Source organism: Roseateles aquatilis (assembly GCF_002205645.1).
GTDB classification, from domain to species: domain Bacteria; phylum Pseudomonadota; class Gammaproteobacteria; order Burkholderiales; family Burkholderiaceae_C; genus Roseateles; species Roseateles aquatilis.
On sequence record NZ_NIOF01000005.1, the window covers coordinates 161,897 to 187,618 of the forward strand.

Genomic DNA, 25,722 nt, shown 5'->3' on the forward strand with positions numbered 1-25,722 from the left:
GGTCGACGGTCGCCGGCCGGCCCCTTTGACTTACGCTTGTTCCGCGAAGGTCGCGATGTACTGGCGCGCCACCGCGTCGGCATGGGTGACGGCCTCGTCGACGGAAGGGAATTCATCCTCGAGCTCGTGCCAGGCGGTGGGGCCGCGGTGCGCGTCCTCCTCGCCCTTGACCACGAAGCGTCCGCGCCAGGGTCCGGAGACCTGGCCGAACGCATCCAGCACATAGGTGCGGCCCTTGTGGTGGCGGACGGTCTGCATGGTGGCATCGCGCGCATTGGCGCGTCGAACACGGTGCCCGTGGTTTTACACCGCCCGCCGCTTTACTGGAATGAAATCCCCGTGACGATCGGGGCGGCTGGGCGACACGGTCCGGCGAGTCACGGCGAGTCGCCGCGCGTGCCGGCCTTCAGCAGACCCGGTTCCGTCCGTCGCGTTTGGCGGCATACAACGCGTCGTCGGCCTCGGCGATCAGGCTTTCCAGCGTCCGATCCCCGTCGGGCACGCAGGCGGCCACGCCCAGGCTGACGGTCACCACCGGGCCGGCCGGCGAGGCCGGATGCGGCAGCGCGAGCGCCTCGATGCCGGCGCGGATCTGCTCGGCGACCTTCGCCGCGGCGGCGTGGTCGGCGCCGGGCAGCAGCACGACGAACTCCTCGCCGCCATATCGCGCCGCCAGGTCGCCGGCGCGGCCCACGGCCTGGCTCAGCACGGCGCCGATGGCGGCCAGGCATTCGTCGCCCTTCAGATGGCCCATCTGGTCGTTGTAGCGCTTGAACGCGTCGACGTCGGCCAGCACCAGCCCCAGCGAGGCGCTGGCGCGACGCGCCCGGCGCCACTCCTCGACGGCGGCCTCGTTGAAGCGGCGGCGGTTGGCCAGCCCGGTGACGACGTCGAGGAAGGACAGCCGCTGCAGATGCTCGTTGGCCATGCGCAGTTCCTCGGTGCGCTGGGCCACGAGCCGTTCCATCTCGGCCTGCCGCAGCCGCAGCCGGCGCGTGCGCAGACGGACGAGGCCGGCGACGACGCCGATCGCCAGCACCACGAGCAGGGCCCGGAACCAGCCCGTCTCGTAGAAGCGCGGACGCACGATGATTTCGAGCGGCGTCTCCGACTCGCGCCAGCGCAGGCCGTCGCCGGACACCGCCAGCCGCAACCGGTAGCGACCATGCTCCAGCGCGGGGAAGGTCAGTTCGCGGTCGCCGGCGACATCGGTCCAGCCGCGCGACAGCCCTTCCATCAGGAAGCGGAAGCGGACGCGATCGGCTTCGCGCAGCGTTGACGCGGCGATGCCGACGGACAGCGCCACCGGCCCCGGCGGCAGGTCCAGCGCCCGGCCGTCGAGCGGCCACGGCTCGCCGTCGACGGTCAATTGCTCGATGCGGACGGCGGGCGGCTCGCCGCCGCCCGGCAGCCGGGCCGGATCGACGATGACCAGCCCGCCCGACGACGGCAGCCAGACACGGCCCTGCGCATCGACGGCACCGGCGGCCTGCAGGCTGCCGGCGAAGCTCGTCGCCCGCAGCGTGTCGCCGGGGCCGAAACCGACCGTGCGGACCTGCTTGAGCCGCCCGTCCAGGAATGCATCCAGATCGGCGCGCGCGACGCGGTAGAAGCCGCGGTTGCAGGTGATCCAGAACTGGCCCGCGTGGTCTTCGAGGAAGACCTGCGACAGGCCGTCCCACAGGCCGTCGGCGGGACGGATCGCGCCGATGCTGCCGTCCTTGATGCGATTGATGCCTTCGCCGTTGGTGCCGATCCAGATCTCGCCGCGGTTGTCTTCCTTCAGCGCCACGATCCAGTCGGACAGCAGCCCGTCGGCGGTGGTGAAGGTCTTGGCGACGCCGTCGCGCCAACGTACCAGGCCCTGCCCGGTGGTGCCGAACCAGAGCGTGCCCGCGCGGTCCTGCAGGATCGCGGCCACGCCTTCGGCGGGCAGGCCGGGCGCCTTCACGATGTCGAAGCCATGGCCGTTGAAGCGCGCCAGCCCGGCGCGCGTGCCGACCCACAAGGTGCCCGCGCGGTCCTCCTGGATGGAGCGCACCTCGACGCCGGGCAGGCCGCTGTCGGCACCGAAGACCTCGATGCGGCCGCCGATCATGCGCGCCACGCCGGCGGTGTAGGTGCCGATCCAGAGCGCGCCGTCACGGGTCTCGTGCAGCGTGGAGATCTCGTCGGTCGGCAGCCCGTCGGCCTTGCCGATCACGGTGATGCGGCCGTCCTTCAATCGGTTGAGGCCGCCACCGGAGGTCGCGGCCCAGATCGTGCCGTCGCGGCTGGCCAGCACCGAGCGCACGTTGTCGTGGCTCAGGCCCTCGGGCGTGCCCAGGATGGTGAAGCTGCGGTTGCGCAGCCGGTTCAGGCCGTCGACCCAGGTGCCGACCCAGAGGCTGCCCTCACGGTCCGCCAGCATCGACCAGATCTGGCTGCCGGCCAGTCCGTTGGCCGTGGACACGGTGCTGAAGCGCCCGTCCCGAAAGCGGCTCACGCCGGCGCCCCAGCTGCCCACCCACAGGTCGCCGCGCGCGTCGCGGGCCAGCGCGGTAAGGTGGTCGCTGGGCAGGCCGTCGGCGGTCGTGTAAATGCGCATGTCCGGCTTGTCGATGCCATGCATGCGGACCAGGCCGCCGCCCGCGGTCGCGGCCCACACGCCCCCGGACGGATCGGCGAGCAGTTGCCGCACCAGCAGATGCGGGAAGCCGTTGGACGGATTGAAGACCTTGAAACCGCCGCCGGGCGGCATGGCGACGAGGCCGCCGCCGGTGGTGGCGATCCAGAGCGTGCCGGCGGTGTCGAAGACCACGGTCCGCAGCCGCGCGGTGGGCAGGCCGTCCGCCTCGCCGAAGGTCTTGACCTCGCCGTCGCGCCAGCGCATCAGGCCGCCGTCGCCCGCCGCCCAGACGGTGCCGGACTTGTCCTGCGCGAAGGACCAGACGCGGCGCTTGCCCGCCTGCGCCTTGGTAATGGCGGTGGAGAAGCGGCCGTGCTGGTAGATCACCGCGCCGTTGGGATGGCCGATCCAGAGCCGGCCCTGCGCATCCTCCAGCAGGCCGAAGACCGGCTGCGAGGCGATCTCCGGCGCATGCGCGTTCTCGAAGGTCGTGAAGCGCTTGCCGTCGAAACGCGCCAGCCCGCCCGCGGTGCCGATCCACAGGCCGCCGTCGCGGGATTGCAGCAGCGCCTGCACGGTGTTGAGCGGCAGGCCCTGCTCGGTCTGCCAGAGGTCGATCTTGTACTGGCTGACGGCGCGGACCGGGTCGCGCAGGTCGCCGGCCGGCACCGGGTCGAGGGCCGACGCCGAAGCGCCCGGTGAGGCGGAGGTCGCCGCGGACGCCCCGGAGGCCGGCAGCGGCGCCGAGGTCAGCGGGCTCGGCACGGCCAGCGCCGGCCTCGCCATCGGCGCGACGACGCACGCCAGCGCCACGCCGAGGGCGACGGCGCGCGCCAGGTCGGCGAGGAAGAGCGGCAGGGTCCGAGCGGAAGTCATAGGTGGGCGGGTCGCGCCGGATTGTGACTCGGCCCGGGCGCCGCCCGCATCCGTCGTACAGGGCACGCGTGCGGTCCGCGTGAAGCCTTGCCCAGGAGTCGGCGCGGCCATGGCCCGGCGGTCATCCGCGCGCCGCCGGCGCGACGTGGTCCCAGGACAGGCCGAACTTCAACAGGTACTTGCGCAGGCGGTCGGCGTCGTTGACGACGCTGCGCGCCTGGCGGCTGGCCTGGAACAGCCGCCGGCCGGCCTCGGAGAGCGACCCCGACGCGCGGCACACGCGCAGCACCGCCGCCAGTTGCAGACGGTCGAACCGGTCCATCGCCTCCAGCGCCGCGCGGTCCAGCACCTCGTCGAGCAAGGCGTCGTCCGCCTCGTCGCGTCCGTCGCCGGCATGCACCTCGTCGCCGCGCTCCCAGAGCCATTCGAGCCGCGCGATCTCGGCCTCCACCAGCGGCAGCCCGATGCGCCCGCCCTCGGCCAGCGTCGCCAGCCGCGTCACCGAGGCCGACAGGTCGCGGAAGTTGCCGCTCCACAACGCCCGCGACGACTGGGCGAAGCTCAGGTAACGCGCCTTCGCCTCCGCGTTGAAGCGCACCGCGCGGCCGGCCTCGCGCGCGCCGAGCTGCAACAGGTGATCGACGTTGGGCTCGATGTCCTCGGGCCGCTCGCGCAGGCCGGGCAGGCTGTAGGTCCAGAGATTGATCCGCGCGAACAGGTCGTCGCGGAATCGGCCGGCCGCCACCTCGGCGCGCAGATCGCGATTGGTGCCGACGATCAGTTGGAAGTCGCTCTCCACCTCGCGGTCGGCGCCGACGGGCAGGAAGCGTTTCTCCTCGATCGCCTTCAGCAGCATGGCCTGCTCGTCGAGGCCGAGCTCGCCGATTTCGTCCAGAAACAGCAGCCCCTTGTCCGCGGTGCGCAGCAGGCCGGGCCGATCGGCCATCGCGCCGGTGAAGGATCCCTTCTTGTGCCCGAACAGCGTTGACGCCGCGCCGTCCCCACGCAGCGTGGCGCAATTCACCTCGACGAAATCGCCGTCCAGCTGGTGACGGGACTGCTTCAGCGCGTACATCCGCCGCGCGAGGAAGGACTTGCCGGCGCCGGTCGGCCCGGTGAGCAGCATCGGCGCCCGCGACCGCACCGCCACGCGCTCCACTTCCTCGATCAACGCGTTGAAGCGCGCGTTGCGCGTCGCGATGCCGCTCTTGAGGAAAGCCACGGCGTCGTGCCGCTCGGCGCGGAAGCGCTGCGCGATGCCGTCGTAGCGGGACAGGTCCAGATCGATCAACGCCACCGCGCCCGGCTCGCCCTCCTTCCACTTGCGCGGCGGCGAGGTCTGCAGCAGCACGCCGGGGATGAAGCGCGCCTCCACCATCAGGAACATGCAGATCTGCGCGACGTGGGTGCCGGTGGTGATGTGTGCCCGGTACTGCTCGCGCGTCGTGTCGAAGCGGTAGGCGCGGGCCCAGTCGTAGAGTGCCGCGTAGACCTCCCCGAAGTCCCACGGGTCCGCGACCGCCATCTCGACGAGGTTCACCTCGGTCTCCGGAGAGACGTTGGCGATGTCGCGCTTCAGCAGTTCCGCCAGAGCCAGGTGTTGCGGGGAATGGAACAGCTCCAGCCGATGCACGACCGCGTCCGGCTGCGACACCAGCGAGATCGTCGGCCGCCACTTCTCCCAGCGCCCGGCGCCGTGCCCGCCGTCCAGCTGGGAGCCGATGAATCCGATGACGACATGCTTCTTGGACATGGGCGAAGTCTAGCGTCGACGCGGCTCATCACTAGCTTTTTGGCTAGTTTCTTATCCATACATCCATTCACGACCTCATCTTCGGATGACCGGAGATCGCGACCGCCGCGACAACCGACAACATACTCGTTTGAAATCAATGACTTGCGATGACCTCGACGCCCTCTGCGCCGACCTGGCACGGGCGTTGCAATGAAGCAGGGGCGGCGCATGTGCGTCGCCCCCGGGGAGTGGTGGCGGACCAGCGCAAGGGATGCCAACAGAATGCGAATGAGGAGGTCGAGATGGACCAGCAGCAACAAGCGACGAATGCCATGAACAACTACAACCAGATGGACGTGCCCGGCGGCGTGCCGGTGAAGATGTGGACGCGCGGCGTCCCGGTCGAGGACGAGGCGCGCCAGCAGCTGTCCAACGCGGCCAGGCTGCCGGTGATCTTCAAGCACATCGCGGCGATGCCCGACGTGCACCTGGGCATCGGCGCGACGATCGGATCGGTGATCCCGACGCTGAAGGCGATCATCCCGGCCGCGGTCGGCGTCGACATCGGCTGCGGGATGATGGCTTGCAAGACGACCTTGACGGCCGAAGACCTGCCCGACAACCTGAGCCCGTTGCGCTCGGCGATCGAGCGCGCGGTGCCTCACGGCCGCACGCCGCGGGGCCGCGATGTCGGCGCCTGGAAGCACGTGCCCGAGGACGCCGATCAGGCTTGGTCGGCGCTGGCGCCCGAGTTCGACGAGCTCTGCCGCGACTATCCCAAGCTGAAGAACACCAACAACCGCCAGCATCTGGGCACGCTGGGCACGGGCAACCACTTCATCGAGGTCTGCCTCGACGAGGCGGGCTTCGTGTGGTTCATGCTGCATTCGGGCTCGCGCGGCGTCGGCAACGCGATCGGATCGATGTTCATCGATCTGGCGAAGCAGGACGCGATGCGCCATCAGGCGAATCTGCCGGACGTGAACCTGGCGTACTTCGAGGAAGGCGCGCGGTACTTCGGCGACTACGTGCGCGCGGTCGGCTGGGCGCAGAAATTCGCGGCGCAAAACCGCGAGCTGATGATGCGCAGGGTGATCGCCGCGACCAAGGCCGTGATCGCCAAGCCCTTCGAGAGTCACATCGAGGCGGTGAACTGCCACCACAACTACGTGCAGAAGGAAACGCACTTCGGCACCGATGTCTTCGTGACCCGCAAGGGCGCGGTGAACGCCAGGCGCGGCCAGATGGGGATCATCCCCGGCAGCATGGGCGCGCGCAGCTACATCGTCCGCGGCAAGGGCAACCCCGAGAGCTTCGACAGTTGCTCGCACGGCGCCGGCCGCACGATGAGCCGCACGGAGGCCAAGCGCCGCTTCACCGTCGCCGACCAGCATGCCGCGACCGAAGGGGTCGAGTGCCGCAAGGACGCCAACGTCATCGACGAGATCCCGATGGCCTACAAGGACATCGACGCGGTGATGGAGGCGCAGAAGGACCTGGTGGAGGTCGTGCACACGCTGAAGCAGGTGGTGTGCGTGAAGGGATAGCCACCACGCGGCCCCTCGCTCAGACGGGTGGCGGGTGGCGAGGTGCGCGGCGCGTGGACGCCGCAGGGAGAAAAAGATGACATGGAAAGATTCGCTCGCCGGCCTTCGGCCGTGGACGACGCCTTCAACGCGACCAGCACGCACAACGCAAGCCGCCTGGTCCGCACAAGCCGTGCCACCGGAAACACCAGCGCGGTGGGCCCCGTTGTCGCGGCCCGCACCCGTGGCACCGGCGACCCAGGAATGGCTGCCGCTGCTGGAATCGCGCAGCGGCTATCAGCGGCAGGAGGCCATCCAGGCCCTGGCCTCGATGCGCTCGCACGAGGCCCTGCCGCTGCTGCTCAGGCGCGTGAACGACTGGGTGCCCGAGGTCCGCGCCGCCGCGCGGCTCGCTGTCCTGCCGTACCTGCAGGACGACTGCCTGCCCGCATGGCGCGGCGCGATGCCCGCATTGGCGGAAATCCTGCGCGGCCGGCGGGCCGATCACGGCCCCCTGCTGAAGGTCGTCGCCGAGTTCCTCCGCACGCCCGATCGCGCCGGCTTGCTGCGCGGCTCGTCGCCGCTCCTGCGACGCTGGCTCACCGCGGCCGAATGGCAGGCCGCCCCGGAGCCGCGGCGCCTCGCGATGCTCGCGGAGCGACTGCGGGACTCGGATGTCGCGGCGGCGCGCTGGGCGCTCGACCGCGTGGAAGAGCTGTGCGAAGCCGCCTCCCGACCGCCGCTCTGGCTGATCGGCTGCGCCAACGCCCATGGCCTGGTTCGGGCGCATGCGCTGCGTCGTCTTCGCGACGAGGTCCCGTCGATGGGCGACACGATGGCATCGCGTCTGGCGCTGGACCGCCACGCCCTGGTCCGCGCGGTCGCGCTGGCGCAACTGCGCAAGAACGGCGACTTGGGCACGGTCGTCGCGCGCGCGGAAGAGCAGTTGAGCGCCCCGGCGCTGACGCCGCGCGGTGCCGCGCCAGCGCTTCTGTTCCTCGCTGTCGTGGATCCGAAGGGCGCGACGGCGCGGTGTGAACGGTTGGTCGGCATGACGGGCGCGGACCGTACGCGCACGGCGCTTCGCGTGCTGGCCCTTCAGCATCTGATCGCGGCGACGGATGGCGACGCCCAGATGCACTGGATGACCTCGGCGCTGGCCGACGACCATGCCAAGGTCCAGCGCGTGGCGTCGGTGGCGATCGCACGCGGCGCCATCCCGCCGTCGCCGGAGGTGTTGCTACCGATCGTCCTCGCCCATGGCGATCTCGGCGCGTTGTGCCGCGGTCTCGGCATCCTGCGGTACCGGAGCCTGTGGCGCCAGTTTCGGGCCTTGCTGGACCTGAGCATCGCCGCGTTGCCCGAGGGCGGCGCGGAGGCCGTCACGCGCGCGTTCGTCCAATGGGACGCGAGCACGCGCATCGGCGTCTCGCCGCCCGCGGCCCCGGTCGCCGACGAGCTCCGCGCGTTGTGGCATCAGCGGGCATCGGCGCTTCCGCCACGGCTGCGGGACCGGATCGAATACTCACTCGCGTCCATCGGCCTGCTGACGCTGGAAGCGGCGACGACGGTGGCGCCAACGAAGAAAACAAGCAACACGGCCTGACATCGGGCCGATGAACGACAAGAAGAGAAAACCATGAACACGAGGGAGTCCATGATCGAACTGGACGGCTCGCACGGCGAAGGCGGCGGGCAGATCCTGCGGACGGCGCTGGCGCTGGCCATGTGCACCGGCGTGCCGCTGCGCATCGACCGCATCCGCGCGAAGCGGGCCAAGCCCGGCCTGATGCGGCAGCACCTGACCTGCGTCCTCACGGCGCAGGAGGTCTGCGGCGCGACGGTGATCGGCGCGGAGCTCGGCTCCGAGGCGCTGGAGTTCCGCCCCGGTCGTGTGCATGCCGGCGACTACCGCTTCGCCGTCGGCACCGCCGGCAGCTGCACGCTGGTGCTGCAGACGGTGCTGCCGCCCCTGATGCTGGCCGATGCGACCAGCCGCATCCATCTGTCCGGCGGGACGCACAACCCGATGGCGCCGCCCTTCCACTTCCTGCAGCGCGCCTTCGCACCGCTGGTGCGCAAGGCCGGTGCGGGGCTGGATCTGACGCTGCGTCGTCACGGCTTCTTCCCCGCCGGCGGCGGCGAGATCGAAGCCGTCATCACCCCCGCCGCCGACGGCCCGCGGCCCTTCGACCTGCTCGATCGCGGCGCCTTGCTGGAGTCCTACGCCGAGGTCGTCGCGCCCGCGTTGCCGCGTAACGTCGCCAGCCGAGAGCTCGACGCCATCGGGCAGACACTCGGCTGGGACGAGTCCCAGTTGCGTGTGATCCACGCCCGTCAGAACGAAGGCCCCGGCAACGCGCTGATGGCGACGCTTGCCCACGAGCATCTGACCGACGTCTTCATCGCCTTCGGCGAGCGTGGACTGTCCGCCGAGGAGGTGGCGCGAGCGCTGGCGGCCGAGGTGCGTGCCTATCAGGCCTCGACCGGCGCGGTCGGACCGCACCTGGCGGATCAGCTGGCGTTGCCGCTCGCGTTGGCGGTGGCCGCCAGCGGCCGCGCCGCGCAGTACACCTGCACCGACGTGACCGAGCACGCCCGCACCAACTTCACGGTGATCGAGCGCTTCCTGGACGTGCGCTTCGAGTCCCAGCTGGAGCTGTCCCGCGGCGGCAACGCGTGGCGCGTCACGGTGGCCCCGGCATGAGCGCGCGCCCTCACCCTCGGTCCCCGGGCCCCATGGGCCCCCTCGACGCCGCATCCCACGGAGACCCCACTTGAGCGTTCGTGAACTGATGACGCTGTGCTTCGAGCACCGGCTGGACGGCCGCGACACCGACCGCTGCGTCAAGAGCATCGCGCCGAACCTGCTCGACCCGGAGCGGCCCGTCATCCCCATCCCGATGCAGACACGCGAGGAACTCCTGCACATGATGAAGACCGCGGACGCGGCCCACATCCTGATCGACGGCGGGATCTTTCATTTCAACGCGCTGTTCACCGACGTCGCGACCTGCCCCGCCGCGCGCGTCTATTACATGCGGACGCCCGATCTCATGGCGGTGGCCCGCCTGGGCGTGTTCATGAAGGACCACGGCGTGGACCTGAAACCCGTGCGGGGCGAGGACTTCGCGGCCCTCATCCAGCAGGCGCAGTACCCCGAGCGCCATCGCCGGTGGCTGGACCGCTGGACCTCCAACCAGCGGCCGTTCAAGGGGCTGCTGGACGGCCGGACGAAGAACACCGTGGTGGACCAAGGAATCTGGCTGTCCTCCAACGGCGGCTGCCTGGTCTGCGGCCAGCCCACGGACCGGATGGCCACGTCCAGCTTCATCGGCGGGAACGGTGTGATGCTGGGGCTGCAGCTGTGCGCTGACCACGAGGCGGAGGCAAAGGCGAGTCCCAGCCTGATGCACTACGTGGCGCAATCCGCGAAGGTGCCGCCACCGGCATTCGCGGAGAACGTCGAGGAGCTGACGGCGCAAGAGATCGTGGCCCTGTCCTGCGTCGCCATCCGCGATCAGCTGGACTGCGCGATCGAAAAGGTCGACGGCACGACGATCACCGCGGTGCGGCCGTCGGGCTTCCGGCTGATCCTGCGGCAGGACAGCCCGATGCACTACGCCTACAACATCCAGGACCGGGACGGGAAGCCGCTGTCCCGCATCGACTCCGCGGATCATCACGCGGTCGACTACGGCCCGGACCATGTGCACCGCGACCTGAGCCGGAAGAAAAAGAACGAGGTGGAGTCCAGCTTCACCTACGGATTCGCGGTGGCGGACCTGACCGCCATCCGGTCCCTGGTCGAGCACGCCGAGGCCGCCGCCACGCGCCACGGCCCGTAACCCCGCTGAAACGCGACGCGCCGCCCGCGGCGCCACAATGCCGCATCTCGCGCCCACACGGGCGCATTTTTCCTTTCCGTCGCCGCGCCCCTACGTTCCGACATCGACCCGGATGCCCCTGCCCATGAGCCTCGCCGCCCTCCCCCTCCAGCAGCATGTCCCCACCGCCAGCCCGCTTGCCTATGGCTGCATGGGCCTGGGCGGCCGCTGGGACCACGCCCCGTGGACCGACTCGGACGTCGACCATGCGCAGGCCGCCGTCGAGGCCGCGCTGGACATCGGCATCACGCTCTTCGACCACGCCGACATCTACACCTTCGGCAAGGCGGAGTCGGTCTTCGGCGCGCTCTTCCGCCGCCAGCCGTCGCTGCGCGAGCGCATCGTGCTGCAGAGCAAGTGCGGCATCCGCTTCGCCACCGACAGTCACCCGAAGTGCTACGACCTGTCCGGCGGCTACATCGTCGAGGCGGTGGAGGCCAGCCTGCGGCGGCTGGGGACCGAGCGGCTGGACATCCTGCTGCTGCATCGCCCCGATCCGCTGATGGCGCCCGACGAGATCGCCGAGGCCTTCCAGCGCCTGCGCACGCAGGGCAAGGTTGGTCACCTGGGCGTGTCCAACATGAACGCGGGGCAGATGGCCTGGCTGGGTCGCGCGCTGGACCAGCCGCTGGTGGCCAATCAGCTGGAGCTGGGCCTCGGCCACCTGGAGCCGATCGACGCGGGCACCTGCTTCAACGACCCGCAGGCGGCCACCCGTCCGGGCGCGCTGGCCTGGGCCGGCACGATGGAGCATTGCCAGCAGCACGGCATCCAGATCCAGGCATGGAGCTCGCTGGCGCGCGGCCGCTTCAGCGGAGACACCGCGCAGACCTCGGCCGACGAGCCGGCGCGTGCGCTCGTACATCAGCTCGCGCGGCATCACGGCGTCAGCGCCGAGGGCATCGTGCTGGCCTGGCTGATGAAGCATCCGGCGCGCATCCAGCCGGTCATCGGCACCAGCAACCCGGATCGCATCCGCGCTTGCGGCGACGCGATGCGCGTGACGCTCAACCGCGGCGAGTGGTACTCGTTGTACGAGACCGCGCGCGGCGTGCCGCTGCCCTGAGCAGCACGCGATTCGGCGAACCCGCAAACGCGCCATGCGGCACGCCGGCCGTCCCGCGTTGGGTAAGGACGGTCAGAACGCCGCGCTGAGCTCCGTCACCAGCGCGGCCGCGCCGATCTCGCGGACCGCGGAGAAGTTCTGACCCGACCACAGTGGTGAGAACTCCCCGCTGCCCTGCGCCTCCGCCTTCGCGCGCAGCGGCGCGATGCCGGAGGTGGCCAACGGGAATTGCGGCGCCGACTCGCTCAGCGGTCCGACCTCCCGCATCAGCCGGTTGACGATGCCCCGCGCCGGACGGCCGGTGAAGAGATTCGTCACCGCCGTGTGACGGCCCGCGGGATCGCGCAACGCGGCGCGGTGAGGCGCGCTGGTCGTCGCCTCGTCGCACAGGAGGAAGGCGGTGCCGAGCTGCGCCGCCGACGCGCCCAGCGCCAGCGCCGCGCGGATGCCTCGCACGTCCGCGATGCCGCCGGCGGCGATCACCGGCACCCGCACCGCCCGCACGACCTGCGGCAGCAGCGCCATCGTGCCGGTCTGTCGCGTCAGGTCGTCGCTGAGGAAATGGCCGCGATGACCGCCCGCCTCCCAGCCCTGCGCGATGATCCCGTCGACGCCTTGCGCGTCCAGCCAGATCGCCTCGTCGACCGTCGTCGCGTTGCCCAGGATCAGGCTGCCCCAGCCCTTCACCCGCGCGATCAGCTCCGGCGACGGCAGCCCGAAATGGAAGCTCACGACCGGTGGCCGGAACGGCTCGACCAGATCGGCGATCTCGACCGAGAACGGCTGCCGGCCGGGACCGGCGGGGATCTGCGTGGGGTCGATGCCGAACTCGGCGTAATACGGCGACAGCCGCTCCCGCCAGCGGGCTTCGCGCATGTCGTCCGGGGTGGGGGGCGTGTGGGCGAAGAAGTTGACGTTGAACGGCTTCGTCGTGCCTTCGCGCAGCGCCTGCAATTCGCGGCGCAGCGCGTCGGGCGTCAGCATGGCGGCGGGCAGCGAGCCCAGCCCGCCGGCCTCGCTCACCGCGACGGCCAGCCGCGCGTCCTGCACGCCGGCCATCGGCGCCTGGATCAGCGGCAGACGGGTGCCGAGGAAGAAGGGGGAGAACGGGGCGGAGGCAGCGGTCGATGCGGGCATGGCGGCAAGTCCTGGAGCGGCTGAACGACGAAGGGGCATCTTCGCCCAAGCGAGGATGCCCCTTCCAGCGTCAGGCCCGCCCGCCGGGCGGCCTGCGACGCGTCACTTGCAGGTGAAGCTCTTGGCGTTCACTTCCTTCACGTTGCCCGCGCCGCAGGTCGTGACGGCCTGCTCGCTCATCTTCTGCACTTCGGCCATGCGGTTGGCATTGGTCTCGGCGGAGTTGGGAGCGATCACGCAGCCGGTCGACAGGGCGGCAACGGCGGTGGCGAGCAACAGGGCGATGGGGCGGATGGTCATGATGGGGATTCCCTCGGTGATTTCTGATCGGCGCGCGGTCCGGCGATTCAGTGCCGCGGCACGGAGCGCAGTCTAGGCGAGCCCCCACGGGCCGACGACCGCCTCCGATGAACCGGCGTCCCGCCGCGACGAACTGCAGCGCCGTCCGACGATCGGGGGAACCGGCACCCGGCGGTGGACAGCGGCGACGCGCCGCCCATCGGGGGCATGACCCCATCCCAGCGCCACGCCGACGAGGGTCAGGTCGTGACGGCCCGGCCGCCGCAACCCGCAACACGCAACACGCAACACGCGACACGCGACACGCGGCCCACAGCCCACAGCCCACAGCCCGCGGCACCGCGACTCAAGGCCGCGCCAGCGCCTCCACCGGATCCAGCCGCGCCGCGTTGCGGGCCGGCAGGTAACCGAAGACGACGCCGATCAGCGTCGACACCGCGAAGGCCCCGGCGATCGCCGTCGTCGAGATCAGCATCCGGAAGCCGCCGCCCGCGAGGTGATCGAACAGCAGGCTCGCGCCCACCGCCAGCCCCACGCCCAGCGCGCCGCCGATCAGGCAGACCAGCACGGCCTCGATCAGGAACTGCCGCAGGATGTCGCTCTGGCGCGCGCCCACCGCCATGCGCACGCCGATCTCGCCGGTGCGCTCCGTCACCGACACCAGCATGATGTTCATCACCCCGATGCCGCCCACCACCAGCGAGATCAGCGCGATCGACGAGATCAGCGCGGTGATCGTCGCCGTCGTCTGCTCCACCGTCTTGCGGATGCTGTCGGTGTTCATCATGAAGAAGTCGGTCTTGCCGTGGCGCTGCGCCAGCAGCGTCTTGATGCCCTGCTCCGCCGCGGCGTTCGGCACCGCGTCGCTGACGCGCACCGTCACCCGGGCCAGGTAGTCCTGGCCGGTGAGACGGCCCATCGCCGTTGTGTAGGGCAGCCAGATGTTGTTGGACTCGTCGTTGCCAAAGGCGCTTTCCTTCTTCGCCGTCACGCCCACGATGCGCGCCGGCACCGCGCCGAGCAGGATCACCTGGCCCAGCGGCGAGCCGCCGTCCGGGAACAGCGTCTTGCGCGCGTTGTCGTCGATCACCGCCACCTGCTCCTGCAGCCGCACCGACTCCGCGTCGAAGGCCTGCCCCTGCGCGAAGGTATAGCCGCGCACGCGGAAGAACTGCTCGCCGACACCGGTGATGGACGCGCTGACGTCGACGTTGCGATAGCGCAGCCCTGCGTTGACCGACACCGACGGCGTCACGCTGTCCACGTACTCCAGCTGCGACAGCGCCGTCGCGTCGGCCGCGCGCAGCGTCCTCACCGTGGCGGCGCGGCGGTCGCCGAACCCCTCGCCCGGCATGATGTCGATGGTGTTGGTGCCCATCGAGCTGATGTCCGCCAGCACCTTCTGCCGCGTGCCCTCGCCCAGCCCCACCACCGACACCACCGACGCGATGCCGATGATGATGCCCAGCATCGTCAGCAGCGTGCGCAGCCGGTGCGCCGCCATCGCGCGCAGCGCCATGCGCGTGGCCTCGGCGACGCGCCCCAGCACCGCCGCCCACGACGCGCCCGTCGGCCCCGCGTCGGGCCGGGCCAGCACGGCGGGCGGCGCGGCGTCGGGCCGTCGACGGTCCGCGACGATGATCCCGTCGCTGATCTCGATCACGCGCTGCGCGTGCGCGGCGACCTGCGCGTCGTGTGTCACCAGGATGATGGTGTGGCCGTCGGCGTGCAGCTCCTCCAGGATCTTCATCACCTCGCGACCGCTGGCCTGGTCGAGCGCGCCGGTGGGCTCGTCGGCCAGGATCACGTCGCCGCCGTTCATCAGCGCGCGGGCGATCGACACGCGCTGCTGCTGGCCGCCGGACAGTTGCCCGGGCCGGTGATGCAGCCGCTCCGCCAGTCCCAGCCGCTCCAGCAGCGCGCGGGCGCGGGCGTGGCGATGCTCGGCCTGCACGCCGGCATAGATGGCGGGGATCTCGACGTTGCCCAGCGCGTTCAGGTCGCCGAGCAGTTGGTAGCGCTGGAAGATGAAACCGAAGTGCTCGCGCCGCAGCCGGGCGAGCTCGTCCGGCGCCATCGCGCCGGTCTCCTGTCCGGCCACGCGGTAGCTGCCACGCGTGGGCCGGTCCAGGCAGCCCAGGATGTTCATCAGCGTCGACTTGCCGGAGCCCGACGGGCCGATGATGGCGACCATCTCGCCGGCTTCGATCGTCAGGTCGACGTCGCGCAGCACCGCGACCACGCCTTCGCCGGCGGGGAATTCGCGGACCAGGCCGCGCAGTTCGAGCAACGCGGCCATGGTCAGGCGGGCGGCGGACCGCGACGCGGACCGTTGGACGAGGCCGCGTCGCCGGGCAGCGCTTCGCTGGTGACGACCCGCTCGCCCTCGCGCAGGCCGTCCAGCACCTCGGCGCGCACGCGGTTGTTCATGCCGATGCGCACCTGGCGGTCCTCGATGCGGCCCTCGGCGCCCTGCACGCGCACGGTGTAGAGCCCCTTCGGATCGTGCTTGCCCAGCGCCGTCGACGGCACGGTCAGCGCGCCCTTGACGCGCGCCAGCACGATCGTCGTCTGCGCGGTCATGTTGATGCGCAGCGTGCCGTCGGTGTTGGGCACGTCGAAGATGCCGTTGTAGTAGATCGCGCTGGTCGCGCTGCTCGAGGAGCTGGTCGTCGTGCCGGTGGCGCTGGCGTCGGCCAGCGTGGTGTCGCCGGGATCGACGGCGCGCAGCGTCGCCTCGATGCGCCGGTCGGGCGCGCCCAGCAGCGCGAAGTAGACCGGCATGCCGGGCTTCACGCGCGGCACGTCGGCCTCGGAGATCTTGGCCTTGATCGTCATCGTGTCCAGGCGCGCCAGCTTGATGATCGTCGGCGCCGATTGCGCCGCGTTCACCGTCTGGCCCTGCTCGGTGACGATCGCCACGACGGTGCCGTCCATCGGCGCGACCACGCGGGCGTAGCCCAGGTTCACCTGCGCGTTGTCGACGTTGATGCGCGACTGCGCCACCATCGCCTGTTGCGACTCGACGTCGGCGCGTGCCGTGTTCAGCGCGGCCTCGGCCGATTCGAGCTCGGCGCGGGCGCCGGCATCGGCGGCGTTCAGCTCGCGCTGCCGCCTCGCGCTCAACTCGGCCTGGATCAGCGTGGCCTTGCGGGAAGCGAGCAGCGCCTCGGCGCTGCGCAACTGCGCCTGCGCGTCGCGCAGCGCGTTCTGCTGCGTCAGCGCGTCGATCTCGGCGATCAGTTGTCCTTCCTTGACCTTCTCGCCCAGCGCCACCGCCAGCCGCTTGACCTCACCGGTCGCGCGGGCGCCGACGCTCACCAGCTTGTAGGCGTTGATGGTGCCCGTGGCCAGCACGGTGTCCTCCAGGTCGCCGCGCTCGACGAGCGCGGTCGTGACCTGCGGCGGCGGGGGCGGCGTGAACCAGACCCGCTTGACGATCCATCCGACGATCAGCAGCGCCACGACCAGCAGCACCAGCCGCCCGGGCCTCAACCATTGCTTCATTCCAGATCCCTCTCCAGATCTCAGGCCTTCGGACATTCAGGTGATCGAACGACCGCGGGGCCGAATGACCGGACGGTCCTGCGGTCGCGGATCGGGTGATCGGTCATTCGTCTGCTCAGTCCGTCAACTGCGCTCGTCGCCGGCTTGCCAGCCGCCGCCGAGCACCTTGTAGAGCGCGATGCGGTTGAGTTGCTCCGCCAACCGCAGCGCGATCAACGACTGCTGCGCGTCGACCAGCGAGCGCTGCGCGTCCAGCAGGTCCAGCTGCGTCGTGCTGCCGACGCGGTACTGCGTCTCGGCGAGCCGCAACTGGCGTTCGGTCGAGGCCAGCAGCGCCTGCTGCGCCGCGAGCCGGTCCGCCAGCGTGGCGCGCACCGCCAGCGCATCGGCGACTTCGCGGAACGCCGTCTGCACCGCCTTGTCGTAGCGCGCCAGCGCGATGTCGCGCCCGGCCTCGGACTGCGCCACCGCGGCACGCCGCGCGCCACCGTCGAAGATCGGCAGCGACACCGAGGGACCGAAGCTCCACGTGCCGCTGCCCGACTTGAACAGGCCCGACAGCGCCGTGCTGCCAGTACCCGCGCTGGCCGTCAGGCTGATCGACGGAAACGTCGCCGCGCGCGCCGCGCCGATGTCGGCCTGCGACGCGATCAGCGCGTGCTCCGCCGACAGCACGTCGGGCCGCCGCTGCAGCACCGACGAGGGCACGCCGGCCGGCAGGTCCACGAGCCGGCTGACCGTCGCCAGCGCATCGCTCGCGTTCGGCTCCAGGGCCGCCGGCAGGGCCATGCCGATCAGCAGCTCCAGCGCATGCCGGTCCTGCGCGATCGTCGCCGGATAGGCGGCGACATCGGCCCGCGCGCTCTCCAGCGAGGTCTGCGCCTGCGCCAGGACCAGGCCGGACACGGCGCCCAGCTCATGCCGACGCCGCGTCAACGCGAGCGTCCGCTCGCGGCTCTCCAGCGTCTGCAGCGCGAGCCGCTGGCGCTCCAGGTCCGCGGCCCAGGTCAGCCAGGCGCTCGCGGTCTCGGCCACCAGGCTGATCTGCACGCTGCGACGCGACTCGATCGTCGCGAACAGGGACTGCTCGGCGGAGGCGCTCAGGTTGCGCACGCGGCCGAAGAAGTCGAGCTCGTAGCTGGACAGCGCCAGTTGCAGCGACACCTGCTGCGCCACCTGGCCGGCGGCACCGCTGCGGGTCGCGCCGCCCGACGCGTTCAGCGTGGGCAAGCGTTGTGCGTCGGTCTGTCGGAACGCGGCACGCGACTGCTCGATCTGCAGCACCGCCACGCGCAGATCGCGGTTCTGGCGCAGCGCCAGGTCGACGGTACCGCGCAGGCGGTCGTCCAGGAAGACGGCATGCCAGTCCAGCGATGCCGCGTCGACGGCAGCCTCGGTGCCCGCGCGCGGGACGGCGGGCTCGGGCCGGACGTGGTCCGGCGCCAGGTTCACGCAGCCGGCCAGCGCCAGGCTCGCCATCAGCGCGGACCAGCGCCAGGCCGCGCGGGATCGGGGAAGGAGGGACCTCGGCGTGAAGGTCGGGCGCGCGGCTCGCGGCCCCGTGGGCGGGGAAAGGATCATCGGCAAGCGGATCGAGGATCGAGTCGGAGCGAAGCGAATGGGGACGCGGCCCATGCCGCGCTGAAGGCCGGACGCCAGCGTCCCGCCCTCCATTTCTGAAAGCCGACGCATCATGCATCAGATGCGGGCGACGCTCCTTACCGAGCGGTAAATCGTCTTGTCAAAGTCGACGCAAAGCAGCGAAGGGCCCGTTGAGATCACCGCCGAAATCACCCGCGCGTCACGGTCCCCCGGGACGACGCGACGATCGGCTCGACGGATACTTCCGATCCCTGGACCCGCGGGCGCCTTTGTGTCCATCCCTTCGCCATGACGATGCTGCTGCGCATTCATCACGCCGCGATCATCTGCTCGGACTACGAGCGCTCGCGGCGCTTCTACACCGAGGTGCTGGGCCTGCGCGTGATCGCCGAGCACTACCGCCAGGCGCGCGATTCCCACAAGCTGGACCTGGCGCTGCCGGACGGCGCGCAGATCGAGCTGTTCAGCTTTCCGGACCCGCCGCCGCGGCCGTCGTACCCGGAAGCGCGCGGGCTGCGGCACCTCGCCTTCGAGGTCGACGACGTGGCGCACTGCAAGGCGGATCTGGAGGCCCGGGGCGTCGCGGTCGAGCCGGTGCGCGTGGACGAATTCACCGGCAGGCGCTTCGTGTTCTTCGCCGACCCGGACGGACTGCCGCTGGAGCTCTACGAGCGCTGACGGCGCCGTCGCGCGCGCCGGGACCGCTCAGCGGCCCAGCTGCTTCAGCGCGGCCTGCAGACCGGTGACGCCGCCGACGCGCTGGTCGTTGATGAAGACCTGCGGCATCTGCCGCACGGCCGGGCCGCACTTCTCGTAGAAGGCCAGGCGCTCGGCCTCGTCGTCGATCAGGATCTCCTGAAATTCCATGCCGCGCGTCTTGAGCAGCATCTTCGCCGTGTCGCATTGCGGGCAGGCGGACTTGGAGTAGACGACGATCTTGAGTTGCATGGGGAGGGAGTGTATTCGTCATGCGCCTTTAAGCTTCGGCCTCATGGACTCGCTCATCACCGCCGCCGCGCGCCACCTCGCCGCGGGTGACGCGCTCGGCGCGCTGCAGCGCATCGCCCTGCGCGACGACCCACCCGCGCTGGCGCTGCGGGGCATCGCGATGGCGCAGTTGGGCGAGCATCCGCGCGCCCGTGAGTTGCTGCGGCGCGCCGCCAAGGCCTTCGGCCCGAAGGAGGCGGTCGCCCGCGCGCGCTGCGTCGTGGCGGAGGCCGAGGTGGCGCTGGCGATGCGCGACTTCGGCGATCCGCCGCGTGCGCTGGTGCAGGCGGCCGCGGTGCTGGACGCGCACGACGATCGCGTCAACGCGCTGCAGGCCCGGCTGATCGCCGTGCGACGCCTGCTGCTGCTCGGCCGCCTCGACGACGCGGAGGTCGCATTGCCGGTTCACGATCTGCAGGGCTATCCTCCGCTGCTGGTGGCGCTGTCCAACCTGGCGGCGGCGGAACTGGCGCTGCGCTCGCTGCGCACCGCCGAGGGACAGGTCTGCATGGACCGCGCCATCGCCGCCGCGCGGCGGGCCGGCGTGCCGGCGCTGATCGCCGAGGCCGCCGAGATGCGCGCCACGCTGGATCGGCCGGCCGCGCGCCGCATCGATGCCGGGCACGAGCAATCGCTGCGGCTGCAGGAGGTGGAGGACCTGCTCGCCTCGTCCACGCTGGTCATCGACGCGTGCCGGCGCGCGGTCCGGGGCGATGGGCTGGACGTCGACCTGGCGCGTCGGCCGGTGCTGTTCGCCCTTGCCCGTGCGCTGGCGGAAGCCTGGCCCGGCGACGTCGACCGCAACGCCCTGATCCTGCGCGCCTTCCGCGCCCGCCATCCCGACGAGACCCATCGCGCGCGCTTGCGGGTGGAGCTCGGGCGCCTGCGCACCCTGATCGAGCCCGTCGTCCGCATCGACGCCACGTCGCGCGGCTTCGCGCTGCGCCTGGACGACGATCGATCCGTCACCGTGCTGGTCCCGCCGATCGACGGCGACCAGGCCGCGCTGCTGGCGCTGCTGACCGACGGCGCGCCGTGGTCCACCTCCGCGCTGGCGCTGGCGCTGGGCGCGAGCCAGCGCACGGTGCAGCGCGCGCTGGCGGAGCTCGAAGCCGAGGGCCGCGTCCGCGCGCTCGGCCAGGCCCGCGCCAAACGATGGCTGGCGCCGCCGATGACGGGAATCGCGACGATCTTGTTACTCCCCGCCGCGCTGCCCGGTGGGTAGATTGCGATCCATGCGGCGACCGTTCCATCCTGAACGTCCCTTCCCTCCACCCACCGCCGCCAGGAGCCATCGATGTGTGCCTGCATCACCACCGCCACCGCCTGTGACCCTCATGTCGACGCCTTGCTGACGCCGCAGCCCGCGTCGATGCCCGCGGCGCGCCCGGCCGAGATCGTCCGCGAGTACGGCCCCTATCCCGGCGCCCCGCAGATCCACGGCGTCAGCCACGACGGCAGGACCGTGTGGGCCGCGAGCGCGCTGGGCCTGCTGTCCATCGACCCGCCCAGCGGCGAGCTCGTCCGCACGATCCCGTGCGCCGCCGACGCGGGCACCGCCTTCGACGGCCACCACCTGTACCAGATCGCCGAGGCGCGCATCGACAAGATCGATCCCGCCAGCGGCCGGGTCGTCTCCTCCATCCCCGCGCCGGGCCAGGGCAGCGACTCGGGCCTCACATGGGCCGAGGGCAGCCTGTGGGTCGGCCAGTACCGCGACCGCAAGATCCTGCAGATCGATCCGGACACCGGCGAGGTCCGCCGCACCATCGAGTCCAACCGCTTCGTCACCGGGGTGACATGGGTCGACGGGGAGTTGTGGCACGGCACCTGGGAAGGTGACGAGAGCGAGCTGCGGCGCGTCGATCCCAACGACGGCGCGGTGATCGAGCGGCTCAGCATGCCCGCCAATGTCGGCGTCAGCGGCCTGGAATCCGACGGCGCCGACCTGTTCTATTGCGGCGGCGCCGGCAGCGGCAAGGTCCGCGCGGTCCGCCGTCCGACGCGGACCTGAGCCGCCGGCCCGCCCGCGCGCGCGCCCAACCACCGGGAGCTCCACATGACCACGGACACCCGCGCTGCGGCGGCGGGGCCGGCCGCCGCATGGCCCGCGGCCCCGGCCGACCGCGCTGCCACCTGTTCCCCGACCCGGTCTCCCGCCCCATCGGGCGATGGATCGGCCACTTCATCCGCCAAGACCTCCAACCACATGTCGACCACCACATTCCCCAACGCATCGACCGCCACGTCGACCACCGAGTCGCATGCCGTCGTCACCCATGACCGCTGGATCGCCGCGCGCAAGCAGTTGCTGGCGCGCGAGAAGGCGCTGACCTCTCTCGGCGACGAGGTCGCCCGCGAGCGCCGCGCGCTGCCGTGGGTCCGCATCGACAAGGACTATGTCTTCGACACGCCCCAGGGCCCGCGCAGCCTGGCCGACTGCTTCGACGGCCGAAGCCAGTTGATCGTGCAGCACCTGATGTTCGCGCCGGGCTGGGAGAACGCCTGCAAGAGCTGCTCGTTCATGGCCGATCACACGGATCCGACGTTGCCGCATCTGGCGCAGCGCGACGTGAGCTTCATCGCCGTCTCGCGCGCGCCGGTCGCGGACATCGAACGCTTCAAGGCCCGCATGGGCTGGGGCTTCGACTGGGTGTCCTCGCAGCGCAGCGACTTCAACTTCGACTTCAACGTGTCGTTCACGCCGGAGGAGCGGGCGCGCGGCGAGACCTACTACAACTTCGGCATCGTGTCCTTCGGCGCCGAGGAGATGCCCGGCGTCAGTGTCTTCCTCAAGGATGAAGACGGGACGATCTACCTCACATACTCGACCTACGGTCGCGGCGTCGAGGTGATGATGCACACCTACCGTTTCCTCGACCTCCTGCCGAAGGGGCGCGATGAGGAAGGGCTCGAACACTCGATGTCCTGGGTGATGCACCATGACCGCTACCCGAAGCGGCCGGGCCGAGTCGACGGCGGGACAGCGACGACGGCGGCGGCCGTCAGCCCGGCCGCGCCGACGGGCGACTGCTGCGCTCGCGGTTGACGCGGCGACGGAGCGAGCACCATGGACAGCCTCTGGCCCTGGCTCGCGGTGGCGGGCGCCGGCGCGCTGCACGGCCTGAATCCCGTGGCGGGCTGGGCGCCGGCGGCCGCGATCGCGTCGCGGCATCGCGATGCGCGACGGTTCTGGCGAGCGCTGGGGTCGATCGCGGCGGGTCATCTGCTGTCGGTCGCGCTTCTGGCCGTGGCGCTGGCGCTCGGCGTCGGCGTCGGCGCCGGGCGGGGCTGGCTGCTGGCGCTGGCGGGCGGCGCGTTGCTCGCGCTCCTCGCGCGCCACGCGCGCCACGCGCGCAGGCGGACGGTATCGTTGCCGTCCTCGCCGCAGGCCGGAGCGAGGTCATCGGTACCGTCATCGGCATCACGCCTTCGTCCGGCGCAGGCTTCGACATCGCCGTCGCCATCAGGCTGCCAATCCGCGTTGGGACCGACATCGGCGTCGGCGTCGGCGTCGGCGTCGGCTTCGGCTTCGGCTTCGGCTTCGGTGTGGACGTCGACGACCCATCTCGGGCTCGGCCTCTGGTCCTTCATCGTCTCGACGGCCCACGGCGCGGGTCTGATGCTGCTGCCGGCACTGGCGCCGCTGTGCCTCGGAGACGCGGCGGGACGCGAGATCACCGCGACGGGATCGCTCCCGCTCGCGTTCGCGGTGGTGGCCGTGCATGCGGTGTCGATGCTGGCGGTGGGCGGCGCGATGGGGCTTGCCGCCGCGCGCGGCGCGGGTCAGGCGCGACGCTGGCTGGGCGCGCGGCGACGCTGATCCCCATCGGCCACGCCGGCCGCGCGGACCGCGGATCCGCGCTCAATCCGACGATCGCGCGCCGCGCCGTGTCGCCTGTGGCGGAACGCCGAAGTGGCGCACGAAGACCTCGCGCAGATGGCGGCGGTCACGAAAGCCGGACTCGCGCGCCACCACGTCCAGCGAATGCCGGCTCTGCTCGATCATCAGCCGCGCCGCCTCCAGCCGCAGGCCCTCGACGGCCTTGGCCGGCGGCAGGCCCGTTTCCGCCGTGAAGACACGGCTGAACTGCCGCGGGCTCAGGCTCGCCACCTCCGCCAGCTCCTCGACCGACAGCGGTCGCATCAGGTTCGCGCGGGCGTAGGCCAGGGCCTGTTGGATACGATCGGATTTCGGCGCCAGGTCCAGCATCTCCGAATGCTGCGACTGCCCGCCGCTGCGCCGTTGCTGCATCACCAGCTTGTGCGCGACCGATCGCGCGACCTCGTCGCCCAAGTCTTTCTCCACCATCGCCAGCGCCAGGTCCAGGCCGGCCGTCATGCCGGCCGAGGTCCAGATCGGTCCGTCGACGATGAAGATGCGGTCGCTCTCGACATGGATGCCGGGATGACCCTCCTGCATCGCACGGGCATAGGCCCAGTGGGTCGTGGCGCGGCGCCCGTCGAGCAAGCCCGCCTCCGCCAGCACGAAGCTGCCGGTGCATATCGACGCGATGCGCCGCGCGTGGCGGCCAGCGCGCCGCAGGAACTTCACGGCCTCGACGGGCGAGGGCTCCGTGAGCGGATCACCGACGCCCGACACGATCCAGGTGTCCGCCTGCGTCACCGACGTCAGCGGCCGCGCCACCACGGCCACGCCCGTCGACGCGCGCACCTCGCCGCCGCCCGGCGCGTAGCAGGCCACCTCGTAGAACGGCGTGCCGGCAACGATGTTGGCGTACTCGAAGACCGCCTGCGTGGCGATCGCCAGCAGCTGGAAGCCGTCGCTGAGCACATAGCCGATGCGGTGCATGGGAACGCCCCGCGGGACGCGGGCCGAAGTTCGTCATGGCATGAATCATAACCATAAACGTCATTTACGCCACATGACCGAATTCCTACCATGACCACACATTCAGCCATCGCTCCCCACGGAGCAAGGAAACCGCCATGAGCACGATCACTTCGATCCCTTCTTCTTCCTCCGCCGTCGGCCAGGCCCGTCTCGGCACCGCCCTCGTCACCGGCGCATCGACAGGCATCGGCGCGCTGTACGCAGACCGCCTGGCGCGGCGTGGGCACGACCTGATCCTGGTCGCCCGCCAACGCGACCGTCTGACCGCGATGGCGGACCGCCTCGCCACGGAGACCGGCCGCGCGATCGAGGTGCTCGATGCCGACCTTGGCGATCCCGTCCAGCGCCGCCGGGTCGAGGACAAGCTGCGGCAGGACGCCAGCATCACGCTGCTGGTCAACAACGCCGGCATCGGCACGCACACGCCGCTGCTGGAGAGCGACGTGGAGCAGATGAACCGCCTGATCGACGTGAACGTCACCGCGCTGACGCGGCTCACCTACGTCGCGGTCCCTGGTTTCGTGGCGCGCGGCAAGGGCGCGGTGATCAACATCGCCAGCGTCGTCGGCATCGCGCCGGAGCTGCTCAACGGCGTCTACGGCGCCAGCAAGGCCTTCGTCAACGCATTCAGCCAGTCGCTGCACCACGAGCTGCACGACAAGGGCGTGCGCGTGCAAGCCGTGTTGCCCGGCGCCACGGCCACCGACTTCTGGGCCATCGGGGGACGGCCGGTCGAGCACCTGCCGCAGGAGATCGTCATGCGCGCCGAGGATCTGGTCGATGCCGCGCTGGTCGGTTTCGACCGCGGCGAGCTGATCACCATCCCCTCGCTGCACGACGAGGAGAAGTGGCTGGCCTTCGAGGGTGCGCGGCAGGCGATGTTCGGCGGCCTGTCGACCAACACGCCGGCGGCGCGATACGCGCGGGACTGATGCCGAGGTCCCGAGCGGGGCCCCGTGGTGTCGCTCAGCGTGGCCTGCCGATGTCCATCACCCAGTAGGTGCGATACGTGTTGGCGGAGGACGCGGCCGGCCGGCAGGCCACGCCGATGTCGGCGAAGCCGGCCGACATCAGGTTGGCGCAATGCCCCGGGCTGTTGCGCCAGGACGTCACGACGGCCTCGACGGACGTCTGCCCGGCGGCGATGTTCTCGCCGATCGCGCTCCACTGGTAGTTGGTGGCATTGATGCGGTCGGTGAAGGTACGACCGTCCAGGCTGTCGTGGCTGAAGTAGTTCTTCGCCGCCATGTCCTGCGCATGGCCGTCGGCCGCCAGCGCCAGGCTCGCGTTCCAGGCCAGCGGCCGCGCGGCGGGGAACACGCCGGCCGTGCCGCAATCGGCGCCAGCGGCGCGCAGCGCGTTGATGCGGTCCAGCAGGCTCTGCTGGAAGTTGGGCAGGTCGCAAGTGCCGCCGACGTCGGTCGGATTGGCCGGATTGACCGGCGCTGCCGGGTTGGTGGGCGTGCCGCTCGACGCGGTGTCGCCGCCTCCACCGCCGCAGGCCGCGAGGCTCAGCCCGAGCATCAGCGCCGAGAGATGAAAGGTCCAGTGCCCGTGACCCGCCAGGTTCGAAAGATCGTTCATCCTGGAATCTTAGGAAACGGGACGGGAAAAGTCTGGAACGAAACGTACGGTG

At 71.0% G+C, this 25,722-nt stretch carries 22 protein-coding genes; 11 read left to right on the top strand and 11 right to left on the bottom strand.

Annotation, left to right across the window (positions count from 1 at the left end):
• Positions 1-30: 30 nt before the first annotated feature.
• From CDN99_RS13325 to rtcR, 3 genes are all read right to left on the bottom strand, one after another.
• A complete protein-coding gene (locus tag CDN99_RS13325; protein WP_088385360.1) occupies positions 31-258 on the bottom strand; it encodes a hypothetical protein in 228 nt (75 codons plus the stop codon).
• A gap of 148 nt (positions 259-406) precedes the next feature.
• On the bottom strand, positions 407-3,484 hold the full coding sequence (locus CDN99_RS13330; protein WP_141100768.1) for a ligand-binding sensor domain-containing diguanylate cyclase: 3,078 nt from the start codon (positions 3,482-3,484) through the stop codon (positions 407-409).
• Between the two features lie 121 nt (positions 3,485-3,605).
• Positions 3,606-5,237, bottom strand: a complete 1,632-nt coding sequence (gene rtcR, locus CDN99_RS13335) for an RNA repair transcriptional activator RtcR (protein WP_088385362.1) — start codon at positions 5,235-5,237, stop codon at positions 3,606-3,608.
• 284 nt (positions 5,238-5,521) lie between these two features.
• On the opposite strand from rtcR, the gene CDN99_RS13340 reads away from it, so the two are divergent.
• The 5 genes from CDN99_RS13340 (at position 5,522) to CDN99_RS13360 (ending at position 11,698) form a co-directional block, all read left to right on the top strand.
• Positions 5,522-6,766 (top strand): RtcB family protein, encoded by a 1,245-nt coding sequence (locus CDN99_RS13340; protein WP_375134441.1) that lies wholly within the window; start codon positions 5,522-5,524, stop codon positions 6,764-6,766.
• A 223-nt stretch (positions 6,767-6,989) separates the two neighbouring features.
• Positions 6,990-8,351, top strand: coding sequence for a hypothetical protein (locus CDN99_RS13345; protein ID WP_088385363.1), 1,362 nt, complete (start codon positions 6,990-6,992; stop codon positions 8,349-8,351).
• Between the two features lie 51 nt (positions 8,352-8,402).
• Positions 8,403-9,452: an RNA 3'-terminal phosphate cyclase gene (rtcA, locus tag CDN99_RS13350; RefSeq protein WP_088385364.1), complete on the top strand. Its 1,050-nt coding sequence runs from the start codon at positions 8,403-8,405 to the stop codon at positions 9,450-9,452.
• A 70-nt stretch (positions 9,453-9,522) separates the two neighbouring features.
• Complete coding sequence (locus tag CDN99_RS13355) at positions 9,523-10,593, top strand: toxin-antitoxin system TumE family protein (RefSeq protein ID WP_141100769.1); 1,071 nt, start codon at positions 9,523-9,525, stop codon at positions 10,591-10,593.
• Positions 10,594-10,717: 124 nt separating this feature from the next.
• Positions 10,718-11,698, top strand: a complete 981-nt coding sequence (locus tag CDN99_RS13360) for an aldo/keto reductase (protein ID WP_088385366.1) — start codon at positions 10,718-10,720, stop codon at positions 11,696-11,698.
• A gap of 72 nt (positions 11,699-11,770) precedes the next feature.
• Here CDN99_RS13360 and CDN99_RS13365 read toward each other — a convergent pair whose 3' ends face one another.
• The 5 genes from CDN99_RS13365 to CDN99_RS13385 all read right to left on the bottom strand — a co-directional run bounded on the left by CDN99_RS13365 (position 11,771) and on the right by CDN99_RS13385 (position 18,223).
• A complete protein-coding gene (locus CDN99_RS13365; RefSeq protein ID WP_088385367.1) occupies positions 11,771-12,835 on the bottom strand; it encodes an NAD(P)H-dependent flavin oxidoreductase in 1,065 nt (354 codons plus the stop codon).
• A gap of 102 nt (positions 12,836-12,937) precedes the next feature.
• Entirely contained in the window at positions 12,938-13,135 is a 198-nt protein-coding gene (locus CDN99_RS13370) for a hypothetical protein (RefSeq protein ID WP_088385368.1), read from the bottom strand.
• 346 nt (positions 13,136-13,481) lie between these two features.
• Positions 13,482-15,434, bottom strand: coding sequence for a MacB family efflux pump subunit (locus tag CDN99_RS13375; protein WP_088385369.1), 1,953 nt, complete (start codon positions 15,432-15,434; stop codon positions 13,482-13,484).
• 2 nt (positions 15,435-15,436) lie between these two features.
• Positions 15,437-16,642 (bottom strand): efflux RND transporter periplasmic adaptor subunit, encoded by a 1,206-nt coding sequence (locus CDN99_RS13380; RefSeq protein WP_088385370.1) that lies wholly within the window; start codon positions 16,640-16,642, stop codon positions 15,437-15,439.
• Positions 16,643-16,765: 123 nt separating this feature from the next.
• Positions 16,766-18,223 (bottom strand): efflux transporter outer membrane subunit, encoded by a 1,458-nt coding sequence (locus tag CDN99_RS13385; protein ID WP_141100770.1) that lies wholly within the window; start codon positions 18,221-18,223, stop codon positions 16,766-16,768.
• A 315-nt stretch (positions 18,224-18,538) separates the two neighbouring features.
• Between CDN99_RS13385 and gloA2 the strand changes: the two genes are divergently transcribed.
• The gene (gene gloA2 / locus CDN99_RS13390; RefSeq protein ID WP_088385543.1) at positions 18,539-18,922 is read left to right on the top strand and encodes an SMU1112c/YaeR family gloxylase I-like metalloprotein; all 384 of its coding nucleotides are present in this window, start codon (positions 18,539-18,541) and stop codon (positions 18,920-18,922) included.
• 27 nt (positions 18,923-18,949) lie between these two features.
• On the opposite strand, the gene CDN99_RS13395 is transcribed toward gloA2, so the two are convergent.
• On the bottom strand, positions 18,950-19,192 hold the full coding sequence (locus tag CDN99_RS13395) for a glutaredoxin family protein (RefSeq protein ID WP_088385372.1): 243 nt from the start codon (positions 19,190-19,192) through the stop codon (positions 18,950-18,952).
• A gap of 43 nt (positions 19,193-19,235) precedes the next feature.
• Between CDN99_RS13395 and CDN99_RS13400 the strand changes: the two genes are divergently transcribed.
• The 4 genes from CDN99_RS13400 (at position 19,236) to CDN99_RS28995 (ending at position 23,054) form a co-directional block, all read left to right on the top strand.
• Positions 19,236-20,456 carry an ATP-binding protein gene (locus CDN99_RS13400; RefSeq protein WP_088385373.1) on the top strand — a complete coding sequence of 407 codons (1,221 nt, stop codon included), beginning with the start codon at positions 19,236-19,238 and terminating at the stop codon, positions 20,454-20,456.
• 147 nt (positions 20,457-20,603) lie between these two features.
• Entirely contained in the window at positions 20,604-21,245 is a 642-nt protein-coding gene (locus tag CDN99_RS13405) for a Vgb family protein (RefSeq protein ID WP_088385544.1), read from the top strand.
• Positions 21,246-21,440: 195 nt separating this feature from the next.
• A complete protein-coding gene (locus CDN99_RS13410; RefSeq protein ID WP_088385374.1) occupies positions 21,441-22,280 on the top strand; it encodes a DUF899 domain-containing protein in 840 nt (279 codons plus the stop codon).
• Between the two features lie 21 nt (positions 22,281-22,301).
• The gene (locus tag CDN99_RS28995) at positions 22,302-23,054 is read left to right on the top strand and encodes a hypothetical protein (protein WP_193531715.1); all 753 of its coding nucleotides are present in this window, start codon (positions 22,302-22,304) and stop codon (positions 23,052-23,054) included.
• A 42-nt stretch (positions 23,055-23,096) separates the two neighbouring features.
• On the opposite strand, the gene CDN99_RS13420 is transcribed toward CDN99_RS28995, so the two are convergent.
• Positions 23,097-24,044, bottom strand: a complete 948-nt coding sequence (locus CDN99_RS13420; RefSeq protein WP_088385375.1) for a GlxA family transcriptional regulator — start codon at positions 24,042-24,044, stop codon at positions 23,097-23,099.
• Positions 24,045-24,181: 137 nt separating this feature from the next.
• Between CDN99_RS13420 and CDN99_RS13425 the strand changes: the two genes are divergently transcribed.
• Complete coding sequence (locus CDN99_RS13425; protein ID WP_088385376.1) at positions 24,182-25,018, top strand: SDR family NAD(P)-dependent oxidoreductase; 837 nt, start codon at positions 24,182-24,184, stop codon at positions 25,016-25,018.
• 34 nt (positions 25,019-25,052) lie between these two features.
• Here CDN99_RS13425 and CDN99_RS13430 read toward each other — a convergent pair whose 3' ends face one another.
• The gene (locus tag CDN99_RS13430) at positions 25,053-25,670 is read right to left on the bottom strand and encodes a CAP domain-containing protein (RefSeq protein WP_238139511.1); all 618 of its coding nucleotides are present in this window, start codon (positions 25,668-25,670) and stop codon (positions 25,053-25,055) included.
• Positions 25,671-25,722: the final 52 nt, after the last annotated feature.